This window comes from Streptomyces sp. NPDC048751, from assembly GCF_043198595.1.
Classification (GTDB): Bacteria; Actinomycetota; Actinomycetes; order Streptomycetales; family Streptomycetaceae; genus Streptomyces.
In genome coordinates this window covers 257,979-274,194 of record NZ_JBICUX010000008.1, presented here as the reverse complement: position 1 = coordinate 274,194, position 16,216 = coordinate 257,979, and the positions used below count along the sequence as shown (strand labels likewise).

The window sequence follows — 16,216 nt, the reverse complement described above, 5'->3', positions numbered from 1 at the left end:
CCACTGCGTTACGTACTAAGAGGCATAGCAGATGACGGAAGGGCGAAGATGGGAAATCTGACACTGAGCTGGGCCATGGCGACAGTCGCCGCTCTGGTGGCCGCCGTCAGCGCGGTCCGGGTGCTGACCACCAACGGCGAAGCCCGTTTCGCGGCCGGCGGGGACCTGCTGATGGGTGTGTGCATGGCCGTCATGACCCTGCCCGCGACGGCCGCCTGGTACGCCGGGTACGGCATGTGGTGGGCGGCGGCCTTCGGGCTTCTCGGTCTCGGCGGCATCGCGCTTGCCGTCAGGCAGGCGCGCGAGGGCGGCTGGAAGCAGGGCCGTCACTGGGTGCACCTCGTCGTGGGCAGCTTCGGCATGGTGATCATGACGCTGGCCATGACGAGCACGCCGTCGGGGCCGGTGCTTGCGCTGGGCGGCGGGCACCACATGGCCGGCATGCCAGGGATGGCAGGGATGGCAGGGATGGCAGGCATGGACGGTATGACGGACGCGCAGCACACGGGCATTGAGGGCATGGACCACACGGGAGGCATGGCCATGCCGGGGATGGACGGGCCCGACGCGACAACATCCCATGCCGCCAGCGTCGACGCCGCCGGATCGTCGCCTTCTGTCTGGCGTTTCGTGGTCGCCGCGCTCGCCGTCTACTTCCTGTTGTCGATCGCCGCATCCGTCTGGGCGCGCGTTCGCGGCACCGACAGGAACAGCGTCTCGAACGGTCGGCGGCGCGGCTGGGGCCGTTGGCTGCTGAGCATGCCGGACACGGTCGTCGTCTTCCTGGCATCGCTGACGATCTCGGTGTGGGACAAGGCCCGCACGGCGGAGCGAGGACGTCACGGCCGGCGCCGCAAGCTCGGCGCCACCCCCGAGGCGGCCCTCGCCGCCCACATCGGCATGGGCGGGACCATGTCGGCAATGCTGCTGCTGATGGCCGTGTGAGAAGCAGCGAGTCGCCGATATATCCGCTCTGGCCGGCGTCAGCGCCGTCAAGGCCGTCGCCAAGACGGGCGAGGTCACCGTCACCTCCGCCGCCCCGCTCGACGAGGAGGCCGTCCGCGCCGCCGTCGACGAGGCCGGCTACGAGCTCGTCGGCCGCGCCTGACGGCAGCTCCGGGGGCGCTTCCCCCGCAGATACGCACGACGCGCATTCACTCCCACGCCGGGACGTACCGCTCCGCTGATACGGACGCCGTGCGTCCCGGCCTCCCGTTGCAGACACGCAATGACCAGCACGGCTCCCGAGAAGACGCTGCCCGGCACGGCGCCGCGACCATGGACACACTGGTGTCCACTTCCTGCTGTGCGACATGCACAACTGTGGGGATGGCGCGGGTCCTGTGGGAGTCAGGGCCCGCACGCCACCAGGGGCAACAGCGGAGCTGCGACCGTGGCCACGACTACGCCCCACCACGTCGCACGGTGCGGCCGAGGCTGAGGAGTCAGGACGCGGCGCAGTCGGATCAGGGCTCCCGATCCACCGGCACCCAGGGCCGCCCGTGGCACCCGGCCCGCCGCGACCTCGCATATCGCGGCCGCCAGGGTCTCCCTGGGGTGCAGCCGCACAGCGTGGTCGTCCGCGATCATCTCCAGCAGCAGGTTGGTCTGCTCCTTGGCATGCCGCGCCAGCGGAAGACCGGGGAACGCGCGGGAGAACGCGTCGACGAGCACTTTCAGCAGGTGGTGTCTGCCCGCGATGTGGGCGTGCTCATGCGCCAGGACCGCCTTGAGTTGGCCCTCGGACAGGACCTCCAGTGCCGCCCGGGTGACCACCACCCGAGAGCGGCGGCCCGGCAGGCAGTAGACGGCCGGAACGCCGTAGTCGACGATCGTGGCGCCATACTCGGGCGCCGGTTCGCCGACCAGGGCAAGCATGTCGAGCTGGCGTCGGCGAGCACGCCGTACCTGCCAGGCACAGCGGACCAGCCAGCCGGCCGGCAGCAGCACGATCGCGACGGGCGCCGCGAGCACCAGGACGTCGCCGAAGGTGAGGGGCCCGTCGCCCGCGGTCGCGCCAGCGACCAGACCGCATGTGCTGAGGAGCCCGGCGAACCCGTCGTGTGCGTGCTGTTCGCCGAGGCCCAGGTGGTAGAGGGCCAGGGCGACGGCGATGACGAACGTCACCATGAGCCCCAGCCATGCGAGAACCGCCGTGGCCGGGGCGCGGTGAGCCCAGCGCGCGCGAGCCAGCAGGGGTGGTGCCGCGGCGCTCACCAGGGCCGCGTACGCGGCCAGCGCCACGGCCTCGATCATGTCTCGCTCCGCCTCTTCGCCGCCCGGAGGGCCGAGCGTAGTGCGTCCGCTTCCTCGGGTGAGATCTGTTCCACGAAACTCGCCAGGGCACCGGCGGGGTCCGGGTTGCCGCCGAGCACCTCGTGCATCAGGGAGGCCGTGTACTGCTGGCGCGTGCACGTGGGCGTGTACACCCAAGCCCGGCCCTCCTTGTGCCGGGTGAGCATGCCCTTGCGGTGGAGGATGTCGGCCACCGTCTTGACCGTGCTGTAGGCGAGGGGCCGCTGCTTGTTGATGTCCGTCAGCACGTCACGGGCGGTGGCCGGACGGCCCCAGCTCCACAGGCGGTGCATGATCTCCGCCTCCAGCTCACCCAGCTGACGCACGACCGCTCCCTTCGCCTCCGGAGCAGGGGACTTCCGGAACCAGTGAACGTTCATCCTAGAGGGCGGTTTTCCTGCCAAACAGCTTAGAAGTCAGCCGGATGCCTGCCCCCTCACAGCATGGCCTCCTCCACACCGGTACTGTCGGGCGCGGAGGTCCGTGATGATCGTGAGCCGGCACGTACGAACAGGAGGCGCCCTCGGGCACCTGCTGCTCGTCGTCGTGCTCGCACTCGGGGTGTTCGTCATGCACACCGTGGGCCATCCTGGGGATTCGTCCGCCGCTGGGATGAGCGGCGCGTCCCACGCAACGGCGGACATGATGGACGCAGCCGCCCCCTCAGGTCATGAGCCCGCCAAGGCTTCGGCATCCATGGATGACGAGAGCTGGGCAACGGCCCCCTCGCACTCCTCGTCCCCGCACATGCCAGCGACAGCGATGGACATGATGTCGCTGTGCCTGGCCGTACTGCTCGGCGCCTGGGTGCTCGCCGCGCTGCTGCGCTCGGCGCTCTCCCGCCGGCCGGACTGGCTGGCGAACCTCCTCGCCCAGGCTCCCGTCCTGCTGCGACCCAACCCGCCGCCACGCGGCCCCGATCTCACCGAGTTGTCGGTTCTGCGGCTGTAGGCCGGAACGCCCCGCGGGCGCGCACCACGCGCGACCCCGCGATCTCGCGTACGCCAAAACAGCCGACGACCTTCAAGAACCGACACACAAGGTGAATCGACCATGACTGCCTTCACCCGCACCCTGCACCGCACGTCCGCCCGCCGCATCGCGGCCGTCAGCGTCGTCGCGGCGGGAGCTCTGCTGCTCTCCGCCTGTGGCGACGACGGCGACGACATGGCCGGCATGGACCACGGCAGCAGCAGCTCCTCAGCCGCCGCCACCCCCGAGGCCGCGGCCACGTCAGGGGACTTCAACGACGCGGACGCCACCTTCGCCCATATGATGATCCCGCACCACCAGCAGGCCGTGGAGATGGCCGGGCTGGCCGACGGCCGGGCGTCCGACTCGCAGATCAAGGACCTCGCCGGAAAGATCGAGCAGGCCCAGGACCCCGAGATCAAGACGATGAAGGGCTGGCTCACGTCCTGGAAGCAGCCGACGGCCATGGAGTCCATGCCCGGCATGGACCACGGCAGCATGAACGGGATGATGTCCGACGAGGACATGGACGAGCTCAAGGGCATGAACGGCGCGGAGTTCGACAAGATGTTCGCCCAGATGATGATCGACCACCACAACGGCGCGATCGCCATGGCCAAGGACGAGCAGAAGAACGGCAAGAACGCCGACGCCAAGAAGATGGCCGGCGACATCGTCACGGGCCAGTCCGCCGAAGTGAAGCAGCTGCAGAGCATCCTCGACCGGCTCTGAGCGGGCTCACCTGCCCGACCGGCGGTCCCGGGCTTCACGGCGCGCTCGCCGCGGAGCCCGGGGCGGTCCGCGCCCCCCGCTCCCCTCCTGCCCCGGCCCTGCGGCCTTCCGTGCCGACGCGCCCACACAACTTTCCGAGGAACCATGAACAAGCGCCATGCCGCCGTGACAGCCACGGCCCTGGCCCTCGCCCTCACGCTGGCCGCCTGCTCCAGCGATGACGACGACACGCATGCGTCCACCGATTCCGCTGCCGCCATCAGCCACATCCACGGCCTGGGCCTGGTCGGCCAGCGCCTGTACGTCGCTACTCACCAGGGGGTCTACACCCCCAGCGCGAAGGGCGAGCCGGAGCTGGTCGGTGACAGCAAGGACGACTTCATGGGCTTCACGGTGGCCGCCGACAGCACGTTCTACGCCAGCGGCCACCCCTCCGAGGGCGGTAACAAGGGCCTGATCAAGAGCACCGACGCCGGAAAGAGCTGGACGTCCCTGTCCCTCAACGGCCAGTCCGACTTCCATGCTCTGGACTTCGTGCACGGCACGGTCTACGGCCTCGACGCCACCAACGGCCTGCTGCGCACCAGCACGGACGGCAAGTCGTGGAAGGACGGGGCCACGCTCCAGGCGCTGGACGTCGCGGTCAGCCCGAAGGATCCCGGCACCGTCCTCGCCACGACGGCCGAAGGGATCGCCCGGAGCGTCGACGGCGGCAAGACCTTCGCCAAGGGCAAGGCGCCGGTGATGGCCTTCCTCTCGTGGCCCGCGAAGGACGCCCTCTTCGGCATCGACACCTCGGGTGGGCTGAACCGCAGCAGCGACGGCGGCGCCACCTGGAAGCAGATCTCCACCGTGCCGGGCGGCCGGCCGCAGGCACTCACCGCGCTCGACTCGGGGCACGTCCTGACCGCCACCCAGGACGGCGTGTACGAGTCGAAGGACGGCGGCCGGACCTTCACCAAACGGCTCGCCGTCGAGTCGACCGGCGGGCACTGACCCGTCAGACACCCATCCGGCGGCCATCGACCCCGGGAGACAGCGACACCGCCTTACTGCGTACGATTTGCAGCTGAAGTCATGACGCAGCAGGGCATGACCGAGATCATCCCCGAAGGACCGCCCATGAGCACCAGCACCGAGCCTGTCCGGCCGAGCCGCCGGTTCGACCGGGGGGAGATACGCCGCCTCGTCGCGATGTACGGCTTCGTCGCGGCGCTGCATGTGGTGGGCTTCGGCCTGTTCGCGTACTACAACGCCCGCTACCACGGCCTGGCCGACAGCCAGGGCAAGCTGCTGTACGCGGGCGCGGCCGGGCTGGCGTACACGCTCGGGATGCGGCACGCCTTCGACGCCGACCACATCTCGGCGATCGACGACACCACCCGCTACCTGCTGCAGAAGGGCAAACGACCGCTCGGCCTGGGCCTGGCCTTCTCCCTCGGCCACTCGTCCGTCGTCTTCGGCCTCTCGCTCGGCATCGCCTTCGCCGCGCAGGCCGCGAACCGCTTCCAGGCGGGCTTCGCCGAGATCGGCGGTGTCATCGGCACGCTGGTCTCGGGGGTCTTCCTGTACGCCATCGCCGCGCTCAACTTCGCCGTACTGCGCGGCATCGTCCGCACCTGGCGCGAGGCGAAGGCGGGCCGCCACCAGCCGGAGGAGCTGGAGGAGCTGCTGGCCGACCGCGGCCTCATGAACCGGGTCTTCAAGGGCCGCTACAACAAGTTCATCGAGCACAGCTGGCAGCTGTACTTCGTGGGCCTGCTCTTCGGCCTCGGCTTCGACACCGCCACACAGGTCGGCGCGCTGGGCCTCGCGGCGGGCTCGGCCGCGGACGGCACGCTTCCGCCGCTCGCCATCATCGCCCTGCCGCTGATCTTCGCCGCCGGCATGAGCCTGATGGACACCACCGACGGCGTCTTCATGGCGAAGGCGTACGAGTGGTCGTTCACCAACCCAGTCCGCAAGATCTACTACAACCTCACCATGACCGGCCTGTCGATCTTCGTGGCGTTCGTGGTCGGCACCGTGGAGCTGGTCTCACTGCTCGCGGAGCAACTGGGCGCGGCCGACCACGCGCCCTGGTCGTGGCTGGCAGCCGTCGACCTGAACACGATCGGCATCGTCATCGTGGTCACCTTCCTGGTGACCTGGATCGGCGCCGTCGCGCTGTGGAAGCTGCGCCGCTACGACGAGCGGTATCCCGCACGCACGGACGCGGAGCCAGGCCCGACGTCCGTGTGACTCCTCCAGACTCCCGGGCTCGCTAGGACTTCCCGCCGGTGCACGCGGCGACGCGGCACCAGGCTCGGGCGTCTGGGTGCCCTGGACGAGGCGCTTGTCGTCGATCGGGCCGGCGTGCGGATGAGTATCTGGCGCGTCGACGGCACGAGCGTCCGCAGGGACGTGGACGGCCTCATCATCGGCGACGGGCGTGACGTGAATCGAGTGGTGCACACCCTCGGAAGCCGCCAGGCCGTCCGTACGCACCCGCATGACCCAGGGTGTGTACAACCCCGACCGCGAGCAGCAGCGTCAGCAGGACGAAACGCAGGCGAGGCTACCCGCCTTCACGTCTTTGTCCACATGCCCCTGCCGTCATCCGGGGCCGCACCCTGTACGGGCACGCGTCTTCGTCCTCGGCCGCACAGCGTACCGATGGTGCGGTTTCCTCGATGACAGGGGTCTGTGCGACCGTCCGCGGGGCGGGGCGCGCTTTTGCCCCCCGGCCTGTCCGCGTCCGTTCTCAGTGCACGTGCGGGCCGCCGGTCATCTGCGGCTTTCCTCGCGGTACAAGGAACAGGGCCGCCAGTGTGCTCGCGGCGGCCACAGCCGCACTCAGTGTGAAGGCGTCCGTGAATCCGTCGATCGCTCCCCGCCCGATACCGGCTGCGGCGACGGTGGACATCACGGCCACGCCGATCGAGCCGCCCACCTCGTGGAAGGTGTTGATGACGCCCGAGGCGAGCCCGGCCTCCTCGTGGTCGACCATGGCCAGCGCGGTGGTGGTGGCCGTGACGAAGACGGCGCCGATGCCGAAGGTGGCGAGCACAAGGCCGGGCAGCAGCCCGGTGTACACGTCGGTGTCCGCCGAGAGCCGGGCCAGCGGCACGGTCCCCGCGGCCGCGATCAGCATGCCGGCGACCTCCGTGAGGCCCTGACCGCTGCCGCCCGGGCCTGGGTGGACGGCACCCGCGCGAACCCGGATGTCCTCTCCCTGCGCAACGTCGTCGCACGGGAGCTGCACCGTTTCCCCGAACTCGGGACCGTCTGGCACGGAGCCGGCCCCGACCGGCACCATCCGGCCGCGGCAGGGGCCCTGCCACAGCTGGCCACCAAGGGTCGCCTCGAGATCCCGGACATCGAGGTGGCCATCATCCAGCTCTACTCACTGCTGCTCTATCCGCACCTGGTCTTCAGCACGTACGGCACGAGTGTCGACGACAGCCTCACCGAGCGTCTGATCACCAGCGGCGTCGACATGTTCCTCAGTTACTACGCCCCGAAGAGCGCCCAGCCCCGGTAACGCGGCCAGCTCTGCGGACGCAGCCCGGCCAGGGTGACTGAGACCAACCGCCGCACCGCGGCCATCGAGGTCAGGGCGCCGGCTCCGGCGAGGGCGTGCAGGCAATACCCGGCCAGCTCGTCCGGAATGACATCGCCGCGGACCTGGCCCGCCTGCACTCCCTCGGCCAACAGCCCTCTGTCTGGGTGAAGGTGGCCGGCGCCGTGGCTGTGGCCTTCGTTGTCCTGTTCCTCGTCCTGCATCTCACGGGCAGTGTCGGACCCGGTATGCACGGCGGTCACTGATGCCGATGCCGTCCGGCCTCCGCAAAGTAGCGCTCACCGCGCACGTCACGTCGTCGGTCGGCTGGCTCGGGTCGGTCGCGTCCTTCCTGGCCCTCGCCATCGCCGGCCTGACCGGCGAGGACGCCCAGCGCGTGCGGGGCGCGTACCTCGCCATGGAGGTGACGGGCTGGTACGTGATCGTGCCCCTGGCGTTCGCCTCCCTGCTGACCGGGCTGGTCCAGTCCCTGAGCACCACCTGGGGACTGCTCCGCCACTACTGGGTGCTGGCCAAGCTCGCGCTGACCGTCGTTGCCACCTTCCTTCTGCTGCTGCACATGCAGGTAGTCGACGACGTGGCACACGCTGCCGCGCTGACTGACCTGTCCGGCTCCGACCTCAGTGGGATGAGGGCTCAGCTCGTCTTCGACGCCGCTGCCGCCGTCGCCCTACTCATCACGACCACGGCCCTGTCCATCTACAAGCCGCGCGGCATCACGCGCCACGGGTGGCGTGTGCAGCAGGAGCGGCGGGCCGGACGGGTCGGTAGCGCGGCCGTGGACACGGCGGCTACCGCTCAGGCTTGATCAGTCCGCTCCCGGTTCGGCGTGGCGCGATCGCTGCGGCCACGAAGATCGGCAGCGCGAGGAACAGACGGTCGGCGTCGGCGCGAGCGCGTTGCTCGGCGATCCACGTGTCCGTCCGCTCGCGCGTTACGGCGCCGGACGAGCAGGCGCCTTCGGCCAGTCCGACCAGCACGGGCAGCATCACCGGCCCGGTGAAGACGCCCGTGTGGACTTCGACCGTCACCTCATGGAAGCCGGCCTCCAGGAGCAGGTTGCCGTAACGGCGGGCGACCCTGGGGGCGCGCGTGAGGTCGGCGCGCGCATGCACGATGGTGCGGGTGAGGCCCGGATCGCTGGAGTCGATGACGTAAGCGTCCCAGTCCTGCCCGATCAGCACGATCCGTCCGCCCGGCACGAGGACGCGCCGGGTCTCCGCCAACGCCCGTGCCGGTTCGGCCAGTTCGTGGAACACCTTGTCCGCGCGGTAGCCGTCCACCGAGGAGTCGGCGAGTGGCAGCGCGTACGCGTCGGCGATTCGGCAGTCGGCCTCGGGCCACCGCCCGCGGGCGACCGCGATCATCCGCTCGTCCGGGTCCACACCAACGGCCCTGACACCCCGCTCGGCCAGCTCCGCCACGGCGCGGCCGGCGCCGCAGCCCACGTCGACGACGGACGTTCCCGGTTCGACGCGGAGCAACTCGTAGGAGCGGGCCCGCAGTTCCTTGATGCCGGGCAGTGCGTCGGCCGCGTCCAGCAGGGCGATGAGGTCGCCGGTCGACTGCCGCGCACGTTCCGTTTCCTTGGTCATGAGCGCCAGACTGCGAGTTAATGTCGGCATGAAGTCAAGCGAGCACAGTGCATCGGCCGACCTTGAGGACGAGGTCCTGAGCATCGGCGCCCTCGCGGAACGCTTCGGACTTGCCACGCATGTCCTGCGCCACTGGGAGGCGATGGGGCTACTGGCTCCCGTACGGGATGCCACCGGCCGTCGGCGCTACGGCTCCGCCGAGGTCACGCGCGTCGCTGTCATCGTGCGGGCCAAGGAAGCGGGCCTGTCCCTCGACACCATCCGTTCGCTGGCCGCCACTGCAGATCCCGCGAAGCGCAGGGACATCCTGCGCGAGGAGGCCGAGGCGCTTCGCTCCCGCATCTCGGCCGCGCAATATTCGCTCGGACTCGGGGGGTTTCGGGAAGGTCGGGCGGCGGGTGCGGGCTGCTGGCGGCATGGGCTGCGTCGGGGGTGAGCCAGGTAGAGCGGCGTCGCCCATTGCCCTGACATGCGACGCTTCTGCTCAAGATGGCGTCCCGCCGGGTGCATCACGCGGGACACGATCCTGCCCAACGCCTACGGGATCAAGTGCGCCAGACACTCGGCATCGCTGACGGCGGACCGACTCACCCCGTCACTCACACACAGTGAGCATGCAAGCTCATGATCCGCCAACCAAAATCCTCGGTCACAGCGCCGCCGCGCCGCGGGGCCGGCCCGGGACCGGTCCGCGGCGCGCATTCGGAGCGAAGAAAAAGAAAACCGAAAGAGAACAACAGGTAAATAGAGCCCTCAGGGAACGAGGTCTTTCGCTCGTTCCACATTGCTCGCGACGACCGTGGTTTTCCCCTGGAGAACAGCACCACGCCGACGGAAGACCGGAATGGCGGCGAACAAAATCAGCCCCAGAAGCGAAGTGGTGCCGATGATTGTGCCCAGCCGTAGGCCGGGCGGGTGGAAGGAACAGGTGAGTCGGGTCGAGGAACCGTCGAGCGGCATGGCGATCAGTCCGTGGAACTCCTTGGCGGGTACGGCCGCGGTGTCCCCCAGCGCGCAGCGCCAGCCGGCGATCCTCGGTGCCGCGACGACGGCGATTCCCACGCTGTGGGTGGGGAGCTTCGCCCGGATGGTGCCGTCGGACACGGACACCTCGGTGGCGCCGGTGGCCGTGAGGCGCTCGGCGGCGGTGCGCAGCCGGGCGGTGTCGAGGCAGCCGACCGCTCCGTCCGGTACGAGACTCATGCGGTTCGGGGACAGCTCGATCCGCAGGTGGCCGGAGGCCGGAACCCGGCCGAGCCGCTGCATGGCGGCGATCTTGGTGCGGTGGTCGGACCTGAACCGCCCGGTCGGGCCGTCCGCGTCACCGGCGACCCGCGCGGTGCCCGAGAAGTACGGCGCCCACAGGTAGACCTCGCTGCCGGGCGCGCAGCGGGCCGTGATCGTCGGTTTCCGGACGACGCCGGGAGCGGGGTCGCCGATGCGCAGGCCGGGCCGCTCGTCTCCGCTGCGGGACGGCTGTCGACCGGCGCTCGTGCGGACCGTGAGCCGAGGGATGTCGTACACCCGGGTGCCCAGCAGCAGCTCCTGGTTGCGGTACGGCGACGGCCCGAATCCGGAGCGGTTCACGCCCGGGTGGGCGGGGGTGCCGGAGGGCCGTACCGTCACCAGCGGCGGCACGGCCTGCCGGGTCACGGTCACGCCGCTGCCGTCCTGCGGGAACCAGTTCTGGTGCGGGTCCGGCGGGGAGTGCACCCGGGCGCCGACGGAGAAGATCACGTCCGTCACGGCGTTGTCCAGGCTCTGCAGGTTCCGGCCGCGTGAGGTGAAGCCGCCCCCGAGGGCGGGCAGGGTGCGGCTGAGGATGTCGGACGTGTGGCTGCTGTAGTACTGGGCGCCCTGGCCGCCCACCGCCATCGGATCGTTGGCGACGGTCTGTTCCCGGCCCGGATCCGTGCGGTACCGGGGCCAGCCGTCGGCCTCCTCGACCGCCCGCGCCTGGCTCTCCTGCCGCTGCCCCCAGGGCGCGTAGTCGTCCATGTGGCCGAACCGCAGCCGGGTGGCGACGGCGGACGTGGCGGTGGCCTCGCCGAGCTGCGCCCCGACCAGCAGCGTCACGGCGAGCACGGCCGGGGTGCTGGAGCGGAGGCCGGCGAGAAGCGGCCGACGGTCGGTGCGGCCGAGCAGGGCCAGTCCGAGCAGCGTGCCCCCGACGGCGAGCAGCAGCACCGGCCAGGCGACGGGGCGTACCAGGTCGCTCCGGCTCGCGACGGCGGCGATCAGTGCGAGCAGCACGCCCGCCGCGCCGAGAGCGCGCAGGTCGGGTGGGCCGTACGAGAGCGCGTACCAGGCGGCGATCACCAGCAGCCCGCACAGGACGAAGGTCTCGCGGTAGGAACTGCCCTGGGGGGTGGCGAAGGCGTGCCAGGCCAGCTGGGTCGGCGCCCACTGCATCGACAGCACCATCCCGGCCACGAGCAGCGTCCACGCGGCGCGGACACGCCGGGGCACCGCCCGGTGGAACGGCAGGGCGAGGGCGAGCACCAGTGCCGTCATGCCCACGTAGACGCCCGGTGAGCCGAAGCCGTACGTCGTCGGCAGCAGGCGGGCCAGGAAGTCCTCCCCCGCCACCGGGACGAACCCCCGGAAGCGGCCCGGGGAGGCGTGCTCGCTGCCGAAGTAGACCACCGCGACCAGCGGTGCGGCCAGGCCCACACCGAGGGCGACGGTGAGCCCGGCGCGGCCCGCGGCGGCGAGCGCCTGCCGGCGGGAGGGGCGGGCGAGCAGCAGCCTGACCAGCAGCACCAGACCGGCGCCGAGGGTGGCCATGTACGCCGTGTAGAAGTTGGCGATCCAGGCGAGGGTGACGACCAGCACGCCGAGGACCCGGTGCCGGCCGTGCAGGATCCATTCGCCGACCAGGCACAGCAGTGGCAGCGCGATGAGGCCGTCGAGCCACATCAGGTTGTAGGCCGCGTCCGCCACGCTCCAGCCGCACAGGGCGTAGGAGGCGCCCAGCAGTCCCGCCGCCCACCAGCGGCCGGGGCGCAGGGTGAGCAGCAGCCAGGCCATGACGGCGCCGGCGGTCGCCGTCTTCAGCAGGGTGATGACGTACACCGCGAGGTCGATCTCGTCCCGCGGGAACACCCCTACGAGCAGGGCGAACGGGCTGGTGAGGTAGGTGCCGAGGTCGGGCAGGAAGCTGGTGCCGAACCCCGACTGCCAGTTGACGAGGAGTCCGCCCTCGGCCCGCCCGTGGAGCAGGTCCCACAGGTGGGTGTGGAAGGGCACGTACTGGTTGCCCAGGTCGTTGACGTCGCGGGTGCGCGAGCCGAAGGGGTAGCTGCGGGCGACGACGTCGGCGGCGCAGAACACGGTGACGGTGAGGGCCGCGGCCAGCAGGGCGGCCAAGCGCCGAGCATTACCACTTCCGCGCAATTCGGATGTGGGCAGGGTCGGGCTGGGCATTTTCGGGAGTCCCCCGTCCGTGGTCGATTTCGCCGTCTTAGACGAGCATTTCTTCCGGACGGTTGTGCCGCCACTGGAAAGTGGCGAGGGGAATTCCGAATACGCCGGAGGAGTGGGAAAAGGAGGCCGTCAGCCGTCCCCCTCGCTCGGCGCTCCTGCGATGGCCTCGCTTGGCCGCGTACGCCTGCGGCCGGGTTGCCCGCGTCGGGTTCGGCGGCGCGACGGGGGCCGTCGGCGGTCCAGGCCGGCCGGGGCGCCCGCCATGACGGAGGGGGCGGGCCCGGCCCACAGGGACCGCCTCGCCCACCCGTGCCCTCGCCGGGCTCCGGGTGCTCCTCGCCGGCGCGGGCGAGCGAAACCCGCCCCGCCCTGCCTCGCCCCCGGTACGGGCGTGGAGACACCGCCAATCCGGCACTGGCACAGGCACCCGGCGTGACGGAGGGAATCGACGCCGAGCGGGCCCGGGGAACACACACCCGGGCCCGCCCGGCCGCTCCGGCTACCTCTGCTTGAGGCGGAGGAAGGTGATCGAGTTCGCCGGGAAGGTGTACGTGAACTTGTCCGCGACCCCGGTGAACGTGGACGTCACCGGCGTGACCGGAGTCTGCGTCTCGCTGTTCACCGCGTCCGGCGCGGCGGCCAGCGTGGTCACCCTGGCCTTGGAGGACACCTTCGCGCCGCCGAGGGCGACGGCCGTACGCGCGGCGTTGGGCTGGGCGTTGACGACCTTGACGATCAGGTCACCGGTCTTCGCGTCGCGCGTGACGACCTGGCGGAACGGCTCGGCCGACTTGTCGTCGGTGAAGCTGCCCCACTCCTTGCCGTCGAGGTAGAGCGTCACCTGGCGGCCGCGCACCTTGATGTCGATGTCGTAGGCCCGGCCCGTCTCGACCGACCCCGCCTTGGAGATGAGCGTCGACTTGCCACCGTCCACGGCCTGCTCGACCGCGCTCTGGGTGTTGTTCCAGCCTCCCAGGTTCCACCAGTAGTAGTTCCCGGTGTCCTTGACGCCGAAGGCGACGAGGAAGCCCTCCTTGCCGGACTTCTTGGTGGCCTTCACGTGCACGTCGTAGTCGTGCCAGTTCACGTCACCGGCGGAGACCATCGTGTTCTCGGCGGCCGCGTCGCTCTGGACGTACTGGCCGTCCTGGACGCTCCAGCTGCCCCCACCGGTGTGGCTCCACCGCGAGGCGTCACCGGAGAAGTCGTCGGCGAGCAGCGTCCTGCCGTCCGCGTCCGTCACCTTCACGTCGTCGTACGCCGCGCTGGTCGCCCAGGTGGAGAGGCCGACCGCACCCGTGATCGGGCCCTGCAGAGCCGGCGTTCCCGTGGCCGTCGACGGCACCACCCGGTCGCCGACGTTGTTCATGAACAGCTTCTGGACCTCGTAGTTGGCCGAGTTCCAGGAGGCGTGGTTGTTGAACCACACCAGGTCCGGGCGCCACTGCACGTAGTCCTCGTTGGCGAACAGCGGGGCGTAGGAGGCGAGTTTGACGACGTCCGCGTTGCGCTCCAGACCGGTCATGAACGCGGCTTCGGAGAGGCCGTTCTTGAAGGCGTTGCCCTGGGAGGCGTACTCGCCGAGGAAGACCTTGGGGCCGCCGCGGTCGTAGGAGTCGTAGCGGTTGTTGTTCTGGAGGAACCACTGCGGGCTGTTGTAGTAGTGCTCGTCGACCATGTCGACCTTGGCGTCCCGGTTGAGCTGCCAGGCCGTGTCGAAGGTCGAACCGGCGTCGTCCGGACCGGAGTTGGAGATGACCGTGATGTTCGGGTACTTGGCCTCGATGGCCGCCCGGAACTGCTTGAAGCGGGCGAAGAACTCCTCTGGCAGGTTCTCCTCGTTGCCGACCTCGATGTGGGTGAGGTGGAACGGCTTGGGATGCCCCATCCGGGCGCGCTTCTTGCCCCATGTCGACGTCACCGGGCCGTTGGCGAACTCGATGAGGTCGAGGGTGTCCTGGATGTGCCGCTTGAGCAGCGCGTCGTCGTCGACGGCCTTGTTCTGGCCGCAGCCGGTGACCAGCGCCGGCACGACGGGCAGCGGCATCGCGCCGATGTCCTCGGAGAGACGGAAGTACTCGTAGTAGCCGAGGCCGTAACTCTGGTTGTAGCCCCAGAAGTTGGAGTTGGTGGCGCGCTGTTCGACCGGCCCGATGGTGTCCTTCCACTGGTAGGACCGGGCGCGTTGCCAGCCGGAGGCCTCGCTGTAGTCCTGCATGGAGCCGGTGTTGACCAGGCAGCCGCCGGGGAAGCGAACGAAGCCCGGGTGCAGGGCGGCGATCTTCTCGGCGAGGTCCTTGCGCAGGCCGTTGGGCTCGTTCCTGTAGGTGTCGCGGGGGAACAGGGACACCATGTCGAGGGCGGTCGCGGCGGAGGAGGCGACGGTCAGACGGCCGTTGCTGCTGGTGCGGGTGGCGGTGAGGGTCGCCTTGTACTTCGCCCAGCCGCCCGTGCGCACGGCCACCCGGCGGGCCGTGGCCAGGGTGCCGTCGGCGTCCTGCAAGGAGACCGTGAGGGCAGTGCCGCTCGCGGCGCGCGCCCACACCGAGAAGTCGTACCTCTTGCCCTGCTCGACATGGATGCCGGTGTTGTACCCCGCGTTGGTGACGGACGAGGCGGCGCCCAGGGAGAGGTAGGAGCGGTTGCGGGCGTTGAGGCGGCCGTCGTCGTTCACGACCTGCGCGGTGCCGTCGACCGTCCAGGAGGTCAGCGGGGTGTACGACTTGTTGTCGACGGTGGAGTACTCGAAGGATCGGTTCTGCACGAGTTCGGCGTAGAGACCGCCGTCGGCGGCGCGGTTGATGTCCTCGAAGAAGACGCCGTACATCGTGTCGTCGATCTTCGCGCCCTTGGCGGTGGGGTCGACCTTGATCGCGTAGTCGGTGGTCGTCTCGGCGTGTGCGGGGACCGGGACGAGGGCGGCGGCCGCCAGGACGGCCGTCGCGGTGAGACCGAGTCTCCAGCGGGTGGGGGTGGTGCTGCGTGACATGGATACTCCGCGGCTCAGTTGGGTCGCTGTTCGAAATATCGGACCTTGATCAGCACTTCGAACGGCAAGATAGGGAGGGGACGGGAGTGCGTCAATGGGTCGCGGAGCAACGGATGTGACGAAGGGCAGTGCGAGATGGGCGAGTTCTGGCCAGTGCCCGACGTTTTGAGGTACCTCGCCGGGAGTTGGCGGGTGACACGATCGGTGCGGGATCTCGCGAGCGGGGACGCGGGCCGATTCGAGGGGACGACCGTTTTCAGCCCGCTCGACGACGAGGGCGGTCCGGGCGGATCAGGAGGTCTACGGCACCAGGAGCACGGCACCTTCGTCTGGCAGGGCGTGGCACGCCCCGCCGAGCGCACCCTGCGCTTCCTGCCGGGCCCCACGCGCGGCACCGCGGACGTCCGCTTCGCCGACGGGCGCCCCTTCCACGACCTGGACCTGACGTCCGGGCGGCACGTCACCGACCACCCCTGCGCCGCCGACCTCTACCGGGGCGAGTTCACCGTCCGGGACGCGGACCACTGGCGGTCGCTCTGGCGGGTGGGCGGCCCGGCGAAAAACCTCGTCCTGACGACGGACTACGCGCGCGAGGGCTGAATGGACGCTCTCCGGCTGGTCATGGGACGGCTACGCACGGGACGG

Annotated in this window: 16 protein-coding genes and 1 pseudogene; 10 read left to right on the top strand and 7 right to left on the bottom strand. The window is 70.2% G+C overall.

Annotated elements, in window-relative coordinates:
- The first annotated feature begins 75 nt into the window (after nt 1–75).
- On the top strand, nt 76–945 hold the full coding sequence (locus ACGFNV_RS26120) for a DUF5134 domain-containing protein (RefSeq protein ID WP_393625416.1): 870 nt from the start codon (nt 76–78) through the stop codon (nt 943–945).
- Between the two features lie 16 nt (nt 946–961).
- Nucleotides 962–1,108 (top strand): annotated as a pseudogene (locus ACGFNV_RS26115) (cation transporter); the annotation flags it as partial.
- Nucleotides 1,109–1,350: 242 nt separating this feature from the next.
- Here the strand turns inward: ACGFNV_RS26115 and ACGFNV_RS26110 are convergent.
- Nucleotides 1,351–2,256 (bottom strand): M56 family metallopeptidase, encoded by a 906-nt coding sequence (locus ACGFNV_RS26110; RefSeq protein ID WP_393625415.1) that lies wholly within the window; start codon nt 2,254–2,256, stop codon nt 1,351–1,353.
- Nucleotides 2,253–2,621, bottom strand: a complete 369-nt coding sequence (locus ACGFNV_RS26105) for a BlaI/MecI/CopY family transcriptional regulator (RefSeq protein WP_393625414.1) — start codon at nt 2,619–2,621, stop codon at nt 2,253–2,255. The genes ACGFNV_RS26110 and ACGFNV_RS26105 overlap by 4 nt, the downstream gene beginning before the upstream one ends.
- Before the next feature lie 160 nt (nt 2,622–2,781).
- Here ACGFNV_RS26105 and ACGFNV_RS26100 point away from each other — a divergent pair, with 160 nt between their 5' ends.
- From ACGFNV_RS26100 to ACGFNV_RS26085, 4 genes are all read left to right on the top strand, one after another.
- Nucleotides 2,782–3,246 (top strand): DUF6153 family protein, encoded by a 465-nt coding sequence (locus tag ACGFNV_RS26100; protein WP_393625413.1) that lies wholly within the window; start codon nt 2,782–2,784, stop codon nt 3,244–3,246.
- Nucleotides 3,247–3,348: 102 nt separating this feature from the next.
- Nucleotides 3,349–3,999: a DUF305 domain-containing protein gene (locus ACGFNV_RS26095; protein WP_393625412.1), complete on the top strand. Its 651-nt coding sequence runs from the start codon at nt 3,349–3,351 to the stop codon at nt 3,997–3,999.
- A gap of 144 nt (nt 4,000–4,143) precedes the next feature.
- On the top strand, nt 4,144–4,995 hold the full coding sequence (locus tag ACGFNV_RS26090) for a F510_1955 family glycosylhydrolase (RefSeq protein ID WP_393625411.1): 852 nt from the start codon (nt 4,144–4,146) through the stop codon (nt 4,993–4,995).
- Nucleotides 4,996–5,121: 126 nt separating this feature from the next.
- Nucleotides 5,122–6,240: a HoxN/HupN/NixA family nickel/cobalt transporter gene (locus ACGFNV_RS26085; protein ID WP_393625410.1), complete on the top strand. Its 1,119-nt coding sequence runs from the start codon at nt 5,122–5,124 to the stop codon at nt 6,238–6,240.
- 502 nt (nt 6,241–6,742) lie between these two features.
- On the opposite strand, the gene ACGFNV_RS26080 is transcribed toward ACGFNV_RS26085, so the two are convergent.
- Nucleotides 6,743–7,132, bottom strand: coding sequence for a hypothetical protein (locus ACGFNV_RS26080; protein ID WP_393625409.1), 390 nt, complete (start codon nt 7,130–7,132; stop codon nt 6,743–6,745).
- A 45-nt stretch (nt 7,133–7,177) separates the two neighbouring features.
- Here ACGFNV_RS26080 and ACGFNV_RS26075 point away from each other — a divergent pair, with 45 nt between their 5' ends.
- The gene (locus ACGFNV_RS26075; RefSeq protein WP_393625408.1) at nt 7,178–7,522 is read left to right on the top strand and encodes a TetR/AcrR family transcriptional regulator C-terminal domain-containing protein; all 345 of its coding nucleotides are present in this window, start codon (nt 7,178–7,180) and stop codon (nt 7,520–7,522) included.
- Here the strand turns inward: ACGFNV_RS26075 and ACGFNV_RS26070 are convergent.
- Nucleotides 7,492–7,692: a hypothetical protein gene (locus ACGFNV_RS26070; protein WP_393625407.1), complete on the bottom strand. Its 201-nt coding sequence runs from the start codon at nt 7,690–7,692 to the stop codon at nt 7,492–7,494. The genes ACGFNV_RS26075 and ACGFNV_RS26070 overlap by 31 nt on opposite strands.
- A 119-nt stretch (nt 7,693–7,811) precedes the next feature.
- Between ACGFNV_RS26070 and ACGFNV_RS26065 the strand changes: the two genes are divergently transcribed.
- Nucleotides 7,812–8,369: a hypothetical protein gene (locus ACGFNV_RS26065; protein WP_393625406.1), complete on the top strand. Its 558-nt coding sequence runs from the start codon at nt 7,812–7,814 to the stop codon at nt 8,367–8,369.
- On the opposite strand, the gene ACGFNV_RS26060 is transcribed toward ACGFNV_RS26065, so the two are convergent.
- Complete coding sequence (locus tag ACGFNV_RS26060; RefSeq protein ID WP_393625405.1) at nt 8,353–9,156, bottom strand: methyltransferase domain-containing protein; 804 nt, start codon at nt 9,154–9,156, stop codon at nt 8,353–8,355. The two genes, ACGFNV_RS26065 and ACGFNV_RS26060, sit on opposite strands and share 17 nt — an antisense overlap.
- Nucleotides 9,157–9,184: 28 nt before the next feature.
- Between ACGFNV_RS26060 and ACGFNV_RS26055 the strand changes: the two genes are divergently transcribed.
- Nucleotides 9,185–9,592, top strand: coding sequence for a MerR family transcriptional regulator (locus ACGFNV_RS26055; RefSeq protein WP_393625665.1), 408 nt, complete (start codon nt 9,185–9,187; stop codon nt 9,590–9,592).
- A gap of 317 nt (nt 9,593–9,909) precedes the next feature.
- Here the strand turns inward: ACGFNV_RS26055 and ACGFNV_RS26050 are convergent, their stop codons facing one another.
- Both ACGFNV_RS26050 and ACGFNV_RS26045 read right to left on the bottom strand, forming a co-directional pair.
- The gene (locus tag ACGFNV_RS26050; RefSeq protein WP_393625404.1) at nt 9,910–12,582 is read right to left on the bottom strand and encodes a YfhO family protein; all 2,673 of its coding nucleotides are present in this window, start codon (nt 12,580–12,582) and stop codon (nt 9,910–9,912) included.
- Between the two features lie 499 nt (nt 12,583–13,081).
- Nucleotides 13,082–15,571 carry an alpha-L-arabinofuranosidase C-terminal domain-containing protein gene (locus ACGFNV_RS26045; RefSeq protein ID WP_393625403.1) on the bottom strand — a complete coding sequence of 830 codons (2,490 nt, stop codon included), beginning with the start codon at nt 15,569–15,571 and terminating at the stop codon, nt 13,082–13,084.
- Between the two features lie 135 nt (nt 15,572–15,706).
- Here ACGFNV_RS26045 and ACGFNV_RS26040 point away from each other — a divergent pair, with 135 nt between their 5' ends.
- A complete protein-coding gene (locus ACGFNV_RS26040) occupies nt 15,707–16,171 on the top strand; it encodes a DUF6314 family protein (protein WP_393625402.1) in 465 nt (154 codons plus the stop codon).
- Nucleotides 16,172–16,216: the final 45 nt, after the last annotated feature.